12 protein-coding genes are annotated in these 15,693 nt (G+C 40.5%); 7 read left to right on the top strand and 5 right to left on the bottom strand.

Annotation, left to right across the window (positions count from 1 at the left end):
* Positions 1-330: a metalloregulator ArsR/SmtB family transcription factor gene (locus tag AC2IP4_RS00980; protein WP_486306790.1), complete on the bottom strand. Its 330-nt coding sequence runs from the start codon at positions 328-330 to the stop codon at positions 1-3.
* A gap of 257 nt (positions 331-587) precedes the next feature.
* Between AC2IP4_RS00980 and AC2IP4_RS00975 the strand changes: the two genes are divergently transcribed.
* Complete coding sequence (locus tag AC2IP4_RS00975; protein WP_486310477.1) at positions 588-1,580, top strand: sensor domain-containing diguanylate cyclase; 993 nt, start codon at positions 588-590, stop codon at positions 1,578-1,580.
* 57 nt (positions 1,581-1,637) lie between these two features.
* Here AC2IP4_RS00975 and glmS read toward each other — a convergent pair whose 3' ends face one another.
* Together glmS and AC2IP4_RS00965 are read right to left on the bottom strand one after the other, a co-directional pair.
* Positions 1,638-3,470, bottom strand: coding sequence for a glutamine--fructose-6-phosphate transaminase (isomerizing) (glmS, locus tag AC2IP4_RS00970; protein ID WP_375321339.1), 1,833 nt, complete (start codon positions 3,468-3,470; stop codon positions 1,638-1,640).
* 121 nt (positions 3,471-3,591) lie between these two features.
* Positions 3,592-4,356, bottom strand: coding sequence for a DeoR/GlpR family DNA-binding transcription regulator (locus tag AC2IP4_RS00965; RefSeq protein WP_274440847.1), 765 nt, complete (start codon positions 4,354-4,356; stop codon positions 3,592-3,594).
* Positions 4,357-4,582: 226 nt separating this feature from the next.
* On the opposite strand from AC2IP4_RS00965, the gene AC2IP4_RS00960 reads away from it, so the two are divergent.
* From AC2IP4_RS00960 to AC2IP4_RS00945, 4 genes are all read left to right on the top strand, one after another.
* Positions 4,583-5,212, top strand: coding sequence for a response regulator transcription factor (locus AC2IP4_RS00960; RefSeq protein ID WP_486310476.1), 630 nt, complete (start codon positions 4,583-4,585; stop codon positions 5,210-5,212).
* Between the two features lie 90 nt (positions 5,213-5,302).
* A complete protein-coding gene (locus AC2IP4_RS00955; RefSeq protein WP_130048526.1) occupies positions 5,303-5,926 on the top strand; it encodes a MarC family protein in 624 nt (207 codons plus the stop codon).
* 194 nt (positions 5,927-6,120) lie between these two features.
* Complete coding sequence (locus AC2IP4_RS00950; protein WP_130043815.1) at positions 6,121-6,387, top strand: DUF4212 domain-containing protein; 267 nt, start codon at positions 6,121-6,123, stop codon at positions 6,385-6,387.
* Positions 6,388-6,398: 11 nt separating this feature from the next.
* Positions 6,399-8,102 carry a sodium:solute symporter family protein gene (locus AC2IP4_RS00945; RefSeq protein WP_130088035.1) on the top strand — a complete coding sequence of 568 codons (1,704 nt, stop codon included), beginning with the start codon at positions 6,399-6,401 and terminating at the stop codon, positions 8,100-8,102.
* A gap of 120 nt (positions 8,103-8,222) precedes the next feature.
* Here the strand turns inward: AC2IP4_RS00945 and AC2IP4_RS00940 are convergent, their stop codons facing one another.
* The gene (locus AC2IP4_RS00940) at positions 8,223-11,663 is read right to left on the bottom strand and encodes a PAS domain-containing hybrid sensor histidine kinase/response regulator (protein ID WP_375321342.1); all 3,441 of its coding nucleotides are present in this window, start codon (positions 11,661-11,663) and stop codon (positions 8,223-8,225) included.
* Positions 11,664-11,791: 128 nt separating this feature from the next.
* A complete protein-coding gene (locus AC2IP4_RS00935) occupies positions 11,792-12,937 on the bottom strand; it encodes a 3-phenylpropionate MFS transporter (protein ID WP_375321343.1) in 1,146 nt (381 codons plus the stop codon).
* Between the two features lie 212 nt (positions 12,938-13,149).
* Here AC2IP4_RS00935 and AC2IP4_RS00930 point away from each other — a divergent pair, with 212 nt between their 5' ends.
* Both AC2IP4_RS00930 and AC2IP4_RS00925 read left to right on the top strand, forming a co-directional pair.
* Positions 13,150-14,982 carry a DUF294 nucleotidyltransferase-like domain-containing protein gene (locus AC2IP4_RS00930; protein ID WP_486310475.1) on the top strand — a complete coding sequence of 611 codons (1,833 nt, stop codon included), beginning with the start codon at positions 13,150-13,152 and terminating at the stop codon, positions 14,980-14,982.
* Positions 14,983-14,984: 2 nt separating this feature from the next.
* Positions 14,985-15,626 (top strand): 3'-5' exonuclease, encoded by a 642-nt coding sequence (locus AC2IP4_RS00925; protein WP_375321345.1) that lies wholly within the window; start codon positions 14,985-14,987, stop codon positions 15,624-15,626.
* The last annotated feature ends 67 nt before the right edge of the window (positions 15,627-15,693 follow it).

The following is a 15,693-nucleotide window of genomic DNA, read 5'->3' as shown; positions in this document are numbered from 1 at the left end:
TTAGCAACACGCTTTCATTGCGTTTAATTTATCAGTGTCTTTTTTGTATTGAGTTTGCAAACAGTTCGATTGCTTCAAACCCTCTATAATTTTGTTTAGCCAGCCTGGTAATTCGGCGCTGATTTGGTAATACACCCACTGACCTTCACGCGTATCAACCAATACACCTGATTGACGTAACAAAGCTAAATGACGTGAGATCTTCGGTTGGCTTTCATCTAATGCTTCTGTCAGTTGATTTACGCATAAACGACTTTCACGAGCGATAAGTAACAAACAGCGCATGCGCGTTTCATCAGAAAGCAGTTTGAAGAATTGATGAGGTAACATAGCAGACCTTAAATATGGATATATGCATTTCCATATATATTAGATAAAAAATGGGAAAGATCAAGGATAGAAAACTGAGTGTCATAAAAGATTCATATTAAGAAAAATTAAAAAAAATAGCGCTTCAGTTATCACTTTCCTAAACTAAAAGATAAATAGTGTGGTTTTAAACTTAATTCAAAGAAATTAAAATTTAATAGTGATAGTTTTATAAGTATATAAAATTCAAATAATAATCGCTTTACATGGATGTGCGTATGACAGCATTTTTTACTTCTCGTTTTGACTCACAAAACAGCATCGTAGACCTATCAAAATGGCAAGAGCTTGCCGATTTGATTGTTGATATTTTTGGTGTAGATTGCGGCGCAATTATCGAATTTACAGGTCATTCTTTTCATACTCTTGTAAGTAGTAGTAATGAAACAAGCTTTCTTCATCAAGGAGCTCAGTGGTCTAGTGGCAGTAAAAGTTTTTGCCGTACAATTGTTGAAACAGGCAAAGAGCTATATGTACCAGACGCCTTAAATAGTGAATATTGGGTTGATTCTCCTGTGGTGGAAAATGGTCCGGTCAGATCATACTGTGGGGTTCCCGTCTTTCATCCTGATGGTTCTATTTATGGCACTATTTGTGCGATAGATACAAAACATACCGATTATAAAAATGCATTAATTAAACTATTACTTCACCTTTCAAAACTCATCACTGCTGACTTAAAAATGGTAGAAAAAATTGAACAACATAAACAAATGGCTCTTACTGATTCAATGACAGAATTACTTAATCGTCGTGGGTTAGGAATTTTAGGTAAACAAAAACGAAAAGATGCGAAACGATACCAAAACACTATTGGTATTCTTTATCTTGATATTGATAACCTAAAACAAGTAAATGATAATTTTGGTCACTCAACTGGGGATCAATGCATTCAAATTTTGGCTGATATTCTAAAAAGCGAAGTCAGAGGATCAGATCTTATCGCTCGTACGGGTGGCGATGAATTTATCGTCTTAACGTTATTAAATAAAGAACAAGAAACTGAATTAAATGCCCTTTCATTACGCATTCGTCAACGTTACCAAAAGAAAACACAACACCAGCCAGGTCTAAATATCAGTAGCATTAGTATTGGTCAGCACCTTGAATCCCATAACTCAACAACCTCACTAAAAGACATGTTCATGAATGCTGATGCCTCTATGTATAAAGAAAAAGAGCAGAAAAAATCAATCAAGGAATATAAATAAAACGGCAGCCTATTTTGAGGCTACCGTTTTTTATTTCATTATCTAAAGGTTAAAAATCTATTCTACCGTTACCGCTTTCGCTAAGTTACGAGGCTGATCAACATCCGTCCCTTTAATTAACGCAACATGATAAGACAATAACTGCATCGGGATCGTATAGTAAATTGGTGCGGTAATATCGCTCACATGAGGCATGGTGATTATCTTCATGCTTTCATCCGCTTCAAAACCTGCTTGTTCGTCAGCAAATACATAAAGTAAACCACCACGAGCACGTACTTCTTCTACGTTTGACTTTAGTTTCTCTAATAAATCATTGGTTGGTGCAACCACAACCACTGGCATGTCAGCATCAATTAATGCTAATGGACCATGTTTTAATTCACCTGCCGCATAAGCTTCAGCATGAATATAAGAAATTTCTTTAAGTTTCAGAGAGGCTTCAACGGCAATTGGGTAAAACTCACCACGCCCTAAAAACAGCGTGTGTTGTTTGTCTGCAAAATCTGGTGCTAACGCTTCAATCTCTTTATCAAACGATAACGCTTGTTCAATTTGAGCAGGCAATGCATGCAAGGCTTCAACTATCTCTTTCTCTTTCTCTTTTGAAATACGATTTTGCTGCTTACCTAATGCAGTAACTAACATCAATAACGCAGCAAGTTGTGTGGTGAAAGCTTTTGTTGAGGCTACACCAATTTCAGTTCCTGCTCGTGTCATGAAAGCAAAATCAGATTCACGAACCAGAGAAGAGCCTGCTACGTTACACACTGTCATTGCGCCCATGTAACCACGCTCTTTGGCTAAACGAAGTGCCGCTAAGGTATCTGCCGTTTCACCTGATTGAGATAAAGTAATCAATAAGCTATTTGGACGAGTCACAAATTTACGGTAACGAAACTCAGAAGCAATTTCCACATCACAACTCACACCCGCCAATGATTCAAACCAATAACGAGCCGTCATGCCTGCATTGTAAGAGGTGCCACAAGCAATAATTTGTACGTGTTCAACTTTATTTAGTATCTCAACCGCGTTAACACCAATACTCTCAGTTACCACTGAATCGTGAGTAATACGCCCTTCCATTGTGTTGATAAGCGCTTTAGGCTGCTCAAACACTTCCTTTTGCATAAAGTGACGATATTGCCCTTTATCACCCGCATCGTGCTCAGCGTTTGATTCTATTACTTCACGTTCTACTCGTTCACCTCGGGCATCAAAAACCACCACATCACGACGAGTAATCTCTGCAACATCGCCTTCTTCAAGATACATAAAGCGACGAGTCACATTCAGTAAGGCAAGTTGATCAGAAGCCAAGAAATTTTCACCAACACCACGACCAATCACAATTGGACTACCAGAACGAGCAACCACAAGACGCTCTGGATCACGACGATCCATAACCACAGTACCGTAAGCACCTTCTAATTGTTTTGCTGTTTTTTGTACTGCTTCAATTAATGAATCTGAAGTACGTAACTCCCACTCCACTAAATGTGCAATCACTTCAGTATCAGTTTGAGATTCAAAAACATAACCACGTTCTTGCAATAATGAACGCAATGTTTCATGGTTTTCAATAATGCCATTATGAACAATCGTAATATCGCCAGAGACATGAGGATGTGCATTGATTTCAGAAGGCTCACCATGCGTTGCCCAACGGGTATGAGCTATGCCTGTACCGCCAACGACATGAGATCCTTCTACTGCATTAGCTAATTCTTTAACTTTACCCAAACGACGTAAACGTGTGTAATTGCTATCAGCATCAACAACCGCAACCCCTGCAGAGTCGTAGCCGCGATATTCTAAACGACGTAATCCTTCAACTAAAATCTCCGCTACATCTCTTTGTGCAACAGCACCTACGATCCCACACATAGCAATACTCCAATTATTCTAATCTTAAATTCTAGGTTTTAAGAAGCCTATTATTGCTTCTTAGGTTATAAATAACCGTTGATTGGCAGCAAAAAATATCAACGGTGTCATATAAATTAAATCACTGAGCTCTGATGACTCGTACATTATGTGATTCAATTTTCTGTTGCTGTTCTTGGCTTAAATCGTTATTGGTGATCAACACATCAATGCTGTCCCATGGCAATTCAACGTTAGGGATTTTTCGACCAATTTTTTCAGATTCCACCATTAAAATAACTTCACGAGCCACTTCAGACATCACGCGGCTTAAACCCACTAATTCATTAAATGTGGTTGTTCCGCGTTCCAAATCAATCCCATCAGCACCAATGAACAGCTGATCAAAATCATAGGATCTTAAAACCGATTCGGCCACTTGACCTTGAAATGAATCAGAATGACTGTCCCATGTACCACCCGTCATTAATAACGTTGGTTCGTTTTCAATTTCTTGCAGCGCATTAGCAACGGGTAATGAGTTGGTCATCACCACTAAGCCATTTCGTTTCGATAATTGATTAATTAATGCCGCGGTTGTGCTACCGCTATCAATAATGATCCGATTATGATCTTTAATCAGTTCTACCGCTGCAGTGGCTATAGATAACTTTCGATTCGAAACTTCTTCACAACTGTCTTCTTGTATAATATTTGATGGCATTAAAACCGCTCCGCCATACTTACGCATCAGTAAACCATTCTTTTCTAATTCTGTTAGGTCTTTCCTAATGGTCACTTCAGAGATATCAAATAAATCAGAAAGATATTCGACGCTAACTTCACCTTGTTCTGTTAGTAGGGAAAGGATCATATGACGGCGTTGTTTCGTGTTTCTTTTTGACATAACAAACTCAATAAGTTTCGATTTGAAAGAAGTTTAGTTTCGTTTCATTTAATTGTCTAGCCCTTCAAATTAATTCGTTTTAAATATTAAGATCCCATCAAAAATGCCCGTTTATTTAAAATAAGAGATGAGTTAGAGAGACAGCGCAGACTTTAGCGACTAAAAATTGCTCAAAACCGAAGGGGATGTTAATTTTATTTAATCACTTATAAGGAATTTTGTAGCCATGGACGACAACTACACCATTATCATCGCGGACGATCACCCCTTATTTCGCAATGCGCTTTTTCAATCCATTCACATGGCAATCAGTGGTGCTAATTTAATAGAAGCGGATTCGCTTGAAGGGTTATTAACGGTATTACAAAAAGACTCCGATCCAGATTTGCTTCTATTGGATTTAAAAATGCCTGGTAGCAATGGGATGTCTGGATTAATACAACTTCGCTCTCAATATCCAGACCTGCCTATTATTGTTGTATCAGCCAGTGAAGAACCTAGTATTGTTTCTCAAGTCAAAAGTCATGGTGCTTTTGGCTTTATTCCTAAATCTAGCGATATGAAATCACTCATTGCAGCCTTAAATCAAATTCTTGCTGGTGATTCCTATTTCCCTGCAGGGTCAATAAAAAATTCAGCAGCGTGCGATGATCTCGCGACAAAAATAGCAGCCCTTACCCCTCAGCAATATAAGGTGCTTGGCATGCTATCTGACGGCTTACTCAATAAACAAATCGCTTATGATTTAGAAGTATCAGAAGCCACGATAAAAGCGCACATGACGGCAATATTTAGAAAATTGGGCGTTAAAAATCGCACTCAAGCGGTTATTTTATTGCAACAAACGGAAAGTTAACCTTGATATAACACTCTAGCCGTTAAAATCAGTTAGGTTGCCCATTCATTATTTTAATCCCTCTGCGTAACCTAACCTCTGGGAGAACCCATGATAAGTATCCTCATCACTCAATTTGTTGTTCTTTGGGCAGTCATTGACCCTATAGGATCCGTTCCTGTCTATCTTTCACAAACTCAACACCTAACCGCTAAACAACGTAAAGTCGTAGCTCTTAAAGCGGTAGCGATCGCGACGGCTGTACTTTTATTTTTCCTTGTTATTGGTCAACTTCTCTTAGAAGCAATGCAAATTCCTTTGCCTGCCTTTCAGGTTGCTGGCGGGTTAGTCTTATTAATCTTTGCTCTTACTATGATTTTTGGTGAGAGCAAGCCAGATCAAGAACAGAAGATGAGCGAGGAACTAAGTCATTCAGATCTAGCAGATTTAGCGGTTTATCCTTTAGCTATCCCATCAATCGCCTCGCCCGGCGCTATGATGGCCATTGTGATGCTAACCGATAATTCTCGCTATTCTTTTTTAGATCAGTCAATTACAGCAGCAGTCATGATTGTCGTTCTCGTCATTACGTTATGTTTATTACTTGGTGCAACGTTTATCCATAAGGTAATTGGCAACGTTGGTGCCGCGATTATTAGCCGCGTTATGGGATTAATCTTAGCCGCTGTTGCCGTTAACAATTTACTGCTTGGTATTAAAGACTTCTATTTTTAGTTATGAATATACCTTAGACCTTGGTATTAATTAACATAAAATTAACACATCAATTCCCGTAGTCACCTCACATAAAACGCTCATATTTTGGGCGTTTTTCTTTATCTGCTCGACTAAAGTTGCACTGCTTTCTTCTCTTCTCACTGCTAATCTCTTTTTGGTTACATATTATTAACATAAAAAAGGAGCTGGCTATGGCGTTCGAAACAAAAGAACAAGCACAAGCCTATTGGAAGGAAAATCTAGGGATCATGGGTGGACTGCTTGCGATCTGGTTCTTAGTCTCATACGGCGCAGGGATATTATTTGTTGATGCTCTTAATACCGTTCAATTTGCTGGATTCAAATTGGGGTTCTGGTTTGCACAACAAGGGTCTATCTATACCTTTGTCGCACTGATCTTTATCTATGTTGCTCGCATGAATGCGCTAGATAAAAAATACAACGTACAAGAAGATTAAAAGGAATTATCATGGGTATCCAAACTTGGACGTTTATATTAGTCGGTATCACTTTTGCTCTCTATATCGGAATTGCAATTTGGGCTCGCGCCGGATCAACCAGTGAGTTCTATGTGGCAGGTGGCGGGGTTCACCCTGTTGCTAATGGCATGGCAACCGCGGCAGATTGGATGTCTGCGGCGTCATTCATTTCAATGGCCGGTATCATCTCCTTTGTTGGTTATGATGGTGCTGTGTATCTTATGGGTTGGACCGGTGGCTATGTACTATTAGCACTTTGTCTTGCTCCTTATCTACGTAAATTTGGTAAATTCACCGTGCCAGATTTTATCGGTGAACGTTACTACTCTCGAACCGCTCGTATGGTTGCCGTGTTCTGTGCCATCTTTGTTTCTTTCACTTATGTGGCAGGACAAATGCGTGGTGTTGGCGTGGTGTTCTCACGATTCCTAGAGGTTGATATTAATATCGGTATCATTATTGGTATGGGGATCGTATTTTTCTATGCGGTACTGGGTGGCATGAAAGGCATCACTTATACGCAGGTTGCTCAATTCTGTGTCCTCATTTTCGCCTTCCTTGTTCCTGCGGTTTTCACCTCTATTATGATGACAGGTAACGTATTCCCTCAAATTGGTATGGGATCAACCGTTACTGGATCTGAAGTCTACTTATTAGATAAGTTGGATGGATTAACGACTGAACTCGGGTTCACCCCATATACTGACGGCTCTAAAAGCATGGTTGATGTCTTCTTTATCTGTGCGGCGCTAATGGTGGGTACGGCTGGACTTCCTCATGTAATTATCCGTTTCTTCACGGTACCTCGTGTTAAAGATGCACGTATCTCTGCGGGTTGGGCGTTACTGTTTATCTCATTCTTATACACCACAGCACCTGCGGTAGCCGCGTTTGCTCGTGTAAATATGATTGAAACTATTAATGGTCCAGATAGCCAAGGGGTTGCTGCGGCTGATGCACCAAGCTGGTATAAAAACTGGGAAGACACAGGCCTTGTTGGTTGGGATGATAAAAATGGCGATGGCAAAATGTTTTACTCTGGTGATGAACGTAATGAAATGGACATCAACCGAGATATCATCGTACTGGCGTCACCTGAACTAGCAAGTTTACCAAACTGGGTTGTGGCACTATTAGCTGCGGGTGGCTTAGCCGCTGCATTATCAACGGCTGCCGGCCTACTACTGGTAATCTCGACGTCTATCTCTCATGATTTATTGAAGAAAGGCTTTAAGCCTAACATGACCGATAAACAAGAACTGCTCGCCGCTAGATTGGCTGCCGTAGTTGCTATTATTGGTGCTGGTTACTTAGGGATAAACCCTCCGGGCTTTGTAGCACAGGTGGTTGCCTTCTCCTTCGGCTTAGCAGCAGCGTCCTTCTTCCCTGCGATTATCTTGGGTATTTTCTATAAGAAGATGAATAAGGAAGGGGCGATTGCCGGTATGATTTCTGGTGTTACCTTTACCACGGCTTATATTGTTTACTTTAAGTTCATTAACCCTGCTGCAAGCACACCTGATAACTGGTGGTTTGGTATCAGCCCAGAAGGGATTGGTACACTAGGTATGTGTGTGAACTTCATTGTTTCAATTGCAGTAAACAAAGTGACAGCAGAAGTGCCTAAAGATGTGCAGGACCTTGTGGAATCAATTCGTTTCCCTAAAGGTGCAGGTGAAGCACACGATCATTAATTGTATATAAATAACGTCAGATATTGGCTAAGCAAAGGGAGTTAGTGAATGCTAACTCCCTTTTATTTCATTTAACTTTTAGCTATTTATATCAATACAATCGCGCTTATTAATTCATGATTACTTTCTAACATGACGATTCAACACCGCTCTTAACTTTAAAGGTTTAACCGGTTTTGCAATAAACCCAAATCCATTCGTTTTAATACTTTCCAATAAATCATCGGTTTTATCCGCACTGATCATCACCCCTTCAAATGCATTCCCTAAACGTAAACGGCATTGTTGTAATACCTCAAGTCCTGTTCTGTCGTTATCCAATCGATAATCAGAGAAGATCACATCTGGCACCCAACCCTCTTCTAGACAACGCAGGCTACTCATTAAATCGGTTGCGGTTTTTACTTCACAGCCCCATCGAGATATCAATGACTCCATACCAATAAGAATATCTGGTTCATTATCAACACATAGCACTCGAACTAAACTCAATGGTAATTCAGGCTTTTGCTCTATCGTAGGCGCATTACTCTCAAGCAGTACGCCTCTATCAAGTGTAACTGAAAATACCGAACCTTGATTAAGCCATGAACGCAATGAAATTGTATGTCCAAGCACATGAGAAATACCACGAGCAATGGCTAAACCTAAACCTAAGCCTTGGTCAGCCCGGCTTTGATCGACCCGAGTAAACTCATCAAAAATGGCTTGTTGTTTTTCTTCAGGGATACCAATTCCACTGTCCCATACATCCAAACGTATTTGACCTTTGACCCTTCTTGCTCCAAGTACCACTTTACCTTGAGGATTATATCGAAACGCATTAGTTAAAAAGTTTTGCACGACTCGGCGTAAGAGTTTTGGATCGGATTCCACTACCACATTTGAATGAATAACCGTAAAGTCAATGCCTTGCTGCTTGGCTAACGCACCAAACTCCGCTTCCAAATTAGAAAACAGACTTTTTAATGAAAAACTTTGAACATGTGTTTCTAACTTACCGGCTTCTAAGCGAGAAATATCGAGTAAATCCCCAATCAGCTCTTCAGCGGCGCCTAACGCTCTTTCAATATGGCCTGATATTTTTTTTGTTTCTACTTCTTGGGCAACTTCACTCAATGAAGAGGCAAATAAACGTGCAGCATTTAAAGGCTGCATTAAGTCATGGCTAACAGCGGCAAGTAAACGACTTTTCGATTGAGACGCCAATTCGGCGCTTTGGGTTGCACCAACCAATCGCTGGTTTAATTTTTCTAACTCTTTGGTGCGCTCGTGAACGCGCGACTCGAGAGTTTCATTGGTCTCTTTTAATGCTTTTTCTGCCTGCCTAAATACAGTGATATCTGTAAAACTCATCACAAATCCACCACTGGGCATCGGGTTACCTTGCACTTCAATAACCTGACCATCAGGGCGAATACGAGAAGAGACATGACGAGTTCCTCGCTCTAAATGCTCCACTCGTCGCTGGACGTGTATTTCAGGATCACCCGGTCCACACAAACCTTGCTCTGCATTGTGACGGATCACATCAGCTATTGGTCTACCCACTTGAATTAATCCTGAAGGGAAAGTAAATAACTCCAAGTAACGTTGATTCCATGCAACCAATTTCATCTGCTTATCAACCACGGCGATCCCTTGGCTAATGTGCTCAATCGCTCCTTGCAATAAACCACGGCTAAAATCATACAACTCAGAGGCTTCATCAACGATGGTTGCCACCTCTTCCAACTGCATATTTCTGCCTTGTAAAGCTGAAGTAAGAACCAAACGAGAAGAAGAAGCGCCAAATACGCCAGCCAGTACACGCTCGGTATGGCGAATTAGTGCAGAGCTTGCCTGTTGTTGCGGCAATAAGGATTCATCATTCTGTTGAGAGAATTGGCGAAAGGCTTTTTGAGCACGTCGGCGACCAACAAACCGTGAAGCCAACATTTCTAATTCACCCACCGTAACGCGAGTTTGATAAACACTGACATCTTCATTTTCTGGTAAAGGAGCGCCAACAAATGCAGCCGCTTGTAAACGCTCGCTTAATGATGCCCGAGTGATTGATGAAACAAGAATAAATAATAGGGTGTTAAGACCTAAACTAAGCATCATTCCCCAATCTGAGGTTTTCACCTCTAGCTGCTGCAACCATTCCGGAGGAGTGATTAACCATAATAAAACGTTATTTTCAGCACTGCCTGCTAACATTTGAGTTTGGCTCATCAGAGTAACAACCCAAATTAAAAAGCCGATAATTAACCCTGCATACACGCCTTTTTTGTTGGCATTTCGCCAATACAATCCACCAATTAACGCTGGTGCAAATTGAGCTATGGCCGCAAAAGCTAATAAGCCAATGACCGACAATGAATCAATCGAATCAAGTGCTTGGTAAAACCCCCACGCCGCTAATAACAGTAATAGAATAAGCACGCGTCTAATCGTTACTAATAATTTAGAAAAATGTCCGAACGATCGTCCTGTGGTTTTTACTCGACGTAATAGCAAAGGTAAAACTAAATCATTCGATACCATAATCGCCAGTGCAATGGTAGATACGATAACCATACCACTGGCGGCTGAGGTTCCACCAACAAAAGCCAGTAATGCCATATTCTCAGCATCAACCGACAACGGCACACTAATAACAAAACTATCACTAACACCACCAGAGAGCAGAGCTTGTCCAGCCCAAGAGATAGGTAGTACAAATAGGCCAATTAATATTAGATAGAGTGGAAATACCCAACGCGCCATTCGTAAGTCTTGCGCCTGCTCATTCTCTACAACCGTGGTGTGAAACTGGCGCGGTAAACAGATTATCGCCGCCATTGTTAAGATCGTATGGAATAAAAGCGTAATGAGATTGGGGGATTGGTAGGTTTCTTTGGCAATAGAAATTAAATCAACATTAGCATCAGAATAAGCCAAATAAAGAATGAAACCACCGACCGCGAGAAAGGCGACCAATTTCACTATCGATTCAAAGGCAACAGCCATCATCAAACCACGATGATGCTCTGTCGTATCAATATGTCGAGTACCAAAAAGAATCGTAAATACAGCAAGGGCACCGCCAACAAACCAAGAAATATGCCCATCTTGATAACCTAAATCCAGAGCCAAATTAGGCGCAACAAGATCAAGCCCCATAGTGATGCCCCTCAATTGCAATGCAATATAAGGCAGTATCCCAACAACAGCGATAATCGTGATCACCCCAGCTAATCCTTGAGATTTCCCATATCGTGCAGCAATAAAATCAGCTATCGAGGTAATGTGTTCTCGCTTGGCAATCAAGATAATTCTGGCAAGAAATCGCCATGCAAATACAAACACAAAAATAGGAGCAAGATAAATAGGAAGGAAAGACCACGGGTTATTAGTGGCTTGGCCTACGGTGCCATAAAAGGTCCATGAGGTGCAGTAAACCGCTATAGAGAGGCTATAAATCCACGGGCGATATTGCGCTAGCCACCCTTTTTGTCTATCGCCATACCAAGCAATTAAAAACAATAATCCTAAATACGCCAGCGACACTGGCACCACAATCCATCCTTGTGTCATCACTCATCCTTGGTGATACCACTCTAGTGCCATAAAAAACGCTAGAAGGGTACAAATACTCTGTAGCACCATTCTAGCGTTATAATTGTCGCTTGTTTTTTACTCAAGCCTACAAATGTGATTAAGGCCTATTTATCGGTCACTTTATCCAATTTAATCAGTAAAGCAAACGAACCCATTGCTGCCATTAACCAGAAAATATTGGCTCCCCACGCTTCATAGCCCCAACCACTTAATGTCGTCATTAGCGCAATAAATGCCCCTAACGGAATCGCATTGTATAATGCTTGCAAAGGGATCATCTTATTTTGAGGGAAGCGTTGAATGTATTGGATTGCTGCCAAATGAGCCATTGCAAATGTCACCCCGTGTAAAGCTTGAACTAACACTAACGCAAACAGTTCTGTCGTTGCTGCAGTTAACCCCCAACGAACCATCACCCCAGCGGCAGCCACTTTAAATAGTGTTGATACCTTCCACCCTGCAAACAGTCGCTTACTAAACGCAAATACCATGACTTCAGCAACAACACCAAGGCTCCACAAGTAACCAATCGTACTTTCTTGATAGCCTGATTCTTTCCAGTAGATAGAACTAAAACTGTAATATGCTGCGTGGCTACCTTGAATTAGCGAGACTAAAATAATGAACTTTAATACTGGCGTTTCGGTTAATAGTGCAAGTAATGGTGGACGAGTTTGATCTTCTTCAGACACCGAGACTGGCATTGGGTTTGGGTTTCGCATCACTAAAAACAGTGCCGCTAATATCCCAGCAATCGCGGTATACACGATCATGTCAGTACCGAGCCCTGAGACTAAATAGCCAACAACCGTAGAGCCCGCGATGAAACTCACCGAACCCCATAAACGAGTACGTCCATAATCTAATAAATTATTCTTCGCGTAATAGTTTGTCATCGCATCAGACAATGGAACTGCAGGACCACAGGATAAATTAAAGAGTACGGTGACAAATGCCATCCACCAGAAACTCCCTCCATTAATTAAAAACAAACCAAGGGCGATTAATGAGGCGAAAGTAAGAATTCGTAACGCGGGAAGTAAATATTCCACTTTATGCAAACGTGGCGTGATAACTAAGTTCGCCACACAACGCGTCGCAAACCCGAGGCCAATTAATACACCAATATCCCCTGCTGAGACGCCTTGTTCTTCAAACCACAACGCCCAAAATGGTAAATAAACACCATAGGCAAAAAAGAACCCACCAAAGTATTGAGAGATCCAAGCAAAAGGAGAAACGCGAAACATGACAATGTCCAAAGGGAATAAAAGAGACGTTCATTATGGCATTGTATGGGTTTATAAAAAGGGAAAAACGAATTGAAAAAAACTGCACCTTTTAAAATGTGACTTCACCTTCAATTTTCACGCTCTTTATGAAAACTCTAGACTAAAGTCGTCTTCATTCTTATTGCATATCTAGCGAGAATAAGGGAAATCATCAATTAAAGGGTGGAGCTATGCCAAGTGAACTCAATTTCTCAATTGCTCCATTTAATACCCTAACAGCAAACCAGAAAGAGCAATTAACGCGTCATGTCGACATTGCTTACTTTCGTGAAAATGACATTATTTTACATCAAAGCCAATCCTCAGAAAGCTTATACATTATTATCAAAGGCGTAGTTGAAGAGCGATCTAACGACAGTGGAGAGATCTATGCTCATTACACTCATGATGATATTTTTGATGTCAGATCCCAACTCGAAGGCTCAGTAAAGCATTGCTATCACGCCCTTGAAGATACGTTATGTCACCTTATTCCTACCGAAGTGTTTCTTTCCATTTATCACGAAAATGCTGATTTCTCTGCTTATTTCAATGGCAGTTTAGCGAAACGCAAAGCGCTTCTCACTCAAGCAAATCAACAACAAAATTTAGCCGAATTTATTCTGACAAAAATTGATGATGATACGATTCAAACCGCCATTTCTGTCGATTGGAATACATCATTAAAACAGGTCACACATTTACTTAAAGAACATAATATTGATGCCCTTTTTGTAGAACTAAACCAATACGACCCAAGGCATAAAGGAAATAAATACTCATTGCCAATCGGGATCATAACCCGCACCGACTTATTACACGCATTAGTCCTGAATAATCACGAGCCGAACCACCCTGTAGGTCCAATTGCAACCTACCCTATCGTATCGATACAAAAACACGACTACCTTTTTAATGCCATGACCCTAATGACTCGCCACCACGTAAAAAGAGTGGCTGTATTAGATAATCAGCAATTAGTTGGTATGCTCGATATGACTCAGGTATTAAGCCTTTTTTCAACTCACTCTCACGTCTTAACACTTCGCATCGCCAGAGCCCAAAGTATTGAAGAGCTTGCCATTGCTGCTAATAGCCAAACCCAGCTCATTAATACCTTATTAAATAACGGCATTCGAACGCGATTTATCATGGAATTAATTTCTACGCTTAATGAACAAATCATTGAAAAAGCATTTAGTTTAACCATCCCCAAAGGGCTTCATGATCACTGCTGTTTAATTGTCATGGGCTCAGAAGGCCGAGGTGAGCAGATCTTAAAAACCGATCAAGATAACGCCTTAATCATTAAGAATGGCTTAGAGTGGCACCAAGTAAATGAATTAATGACCCAATTTACACAGACGTTATTGCAGCTTGGCTACCCTTTATGCAAAGGAAATGTCATGGTCAGTAACCCTCACTGGGTCAAAACAGAGCAAGAGTGGCAGCGTTATATTGAACGAATGTGCACAGAGCACAATAGTGAGAATATGATGAACTTAGCCATATTTTCTGATGCGCAAGCCGTTGCTGGTAATCGTGAGTTACTTGCTCCCTTAAAAAAACGTATGACTAACAAGCTCAAAAATAACGATCTCGCTCTCAGTATTTTTACTCGCCCTGCTCTTCAATTTACCGTTCCATTGACTTTGTTTGGCAATATAAAAAATAAAAAAGAAGGGATTGATATTAAGCAAGGCGCTATTTTTCCAATTGTTCACGGGATCCGTGCATTGTCACTAGAGCAAGGGATAGATAAAACTAACACTTTCCAACGCATTGATGAATTATCCTTACGTAAAGTACTAGAACCATCAACGGCAGATAATTTAAGCGAAGCATTAAAATTATTTTTTAAATGGCGCTTACGTCATCAATTACAAGAAAAACCCACTCAACTCACTAATCATATTCACATAGAACAACTTGACCGCACTGAACGTGATTTACTACGCCACAGTTTGCACGTGGTTAAAAAGTTCAAAGAATGGCTCGGTTATCATTATCAAATCAGGGATTAATAATGAATCGATTACAACGCCTATGGTGGCACTATAAATTACGAGTTCATCCGCACCGTAAATTATTCACTCAATACACTGGCGATGAGTTGGTATCTATTGATTGTGAAACCACCAGTCTTGATCCTAACCATGCTGAATTGGTCTCAATTGCGGCCATCAAAATAAAAAATAATCGAGTACTTACAAGCCAAACCCTTCATCTAAAGTTAAGGCCTCCACAAAACCTAACTTCTGATTCGATAAAAATACACCAACTACGACATCAAGATTTAACTCATGGGATATCAGAAAAAGAAGCTCTTGGACAACTAATTCGATTTATTGGGCGTTGTCCAATTGTTGGATATCACATTCGTTATGATAAAAAGATTTTAGATCGCGCTAGCCTGCGTCACTTCATGCACCCGCTACCAAACTCACTTATTGAAGTTAGCCATCTTTATCATAATAAATTAGAAAGATTATTGCCTAATGCCTATTACGATTTAAGTATTGAGGCCATTTCTAGACACTTAGACCTACCGCAGGCAAAACGCCATGACGCCCTTGAAGATGCCATTGCAGCCGCTCTTATTTATGTGCGCTTAACTTATGGTGACTTTCCTGATTTACCTAAAATAAGAAATGCTCACAGTTACTGATCTGTATCTCAAAAATCAACACTTCTCTTACCAAAAATTCAGTAAACCCTTCTTTCTCTGACTAAAG

This window comes from Aliivibrio thorii (assembly GCF_057368585.1).
The sequence above is the reverse complement of the archived record's forward strand: the minus strand, read 5'-3'. Positions and strand labels throughout refer to the sequence as shown.

Coding starts and splice junctions, on each gene's coding strand:
- AC2IP4_RS00955 (WP_130048526.1), top strand. CDS start 5,303: ATGATAAGTATCCTCATCACTCAATTTGTTGTTCTTTGGGCAGTCATT.
- AC2IP4_RS00930 (WP_486310475.1), top strand. CDS start 13,150: ATGCCAAGTGAACTCAATTTCTCAATTGCTCCATTTAATACCCTAACA.
- AC2IP4_RS00965 (WP_274440847.1), bottom strand. CDS start 4,356: ATGTCAAAAAGAAACACGAAACAACGCCGTCATATGATCCTTTCCCTA.
- AC2IP4_RS00940 (WP_375321342.1), bottom strand. CDS start 11,663: ATGACACAAGGATGGATTGTGGTGCCAGTGTCGCTGGCGTATTTAGGA.
- AC2IP4_RS00925 (WP_375321345.1), top strand. CDS start 14,985: ATGAATCGATTACAACGCCTATGGTGGCACTATAAATTACGAGTTCAT.
- AC2IP4_RS00975 (WP_486310477.1), top strand. CDS start 588: ATGACAGCATTTTTTACTTCTCGTTTTGACTCACAAAACAGCATCGTA.
- AC2IP4_RS00980 (WP_486306790.1), bottom strand. CDS start 330: ATGTTACCTCATCAATTCTTCAAACTGCTTTCTGATGAAACGCGCATG.
- glmS (WP_375321339.1), bottom strand. CDS start 3,470: ATGTGTGGGATCGTAGGTGCTGTTGCACAAAGAGATGTAGCGGAGATT.
- AC2IP4_RS00945 (WP_130088035.1), top strand. CDS start 6,399: ATGGGTATCCAAACTTGGACGTTTATATTAGTCGGTATCACTTTTGCT.
- AC2IP4_RS00960 (WP_486310476.1), top strand. CDS start 4,583: ATGGACGACAACTACACCATTATCATCGCGGACGATCACCCCTTATTT.
- AC2IP4_RS00950 (WP_130043815.1), top strand. CDS start 6,121: ATGGCGTTCGAAACAAAAGAACAAGCACAAGCCTATTGGAAGGAAAAT.
- AC2IP4_RS00935 (WP_375321343.1), bottom strand. CDS start 12,937: ATGTTTCGCGTTTCTCCTTTTGCTTGGATCTCTCAATACTTTGGTGGG.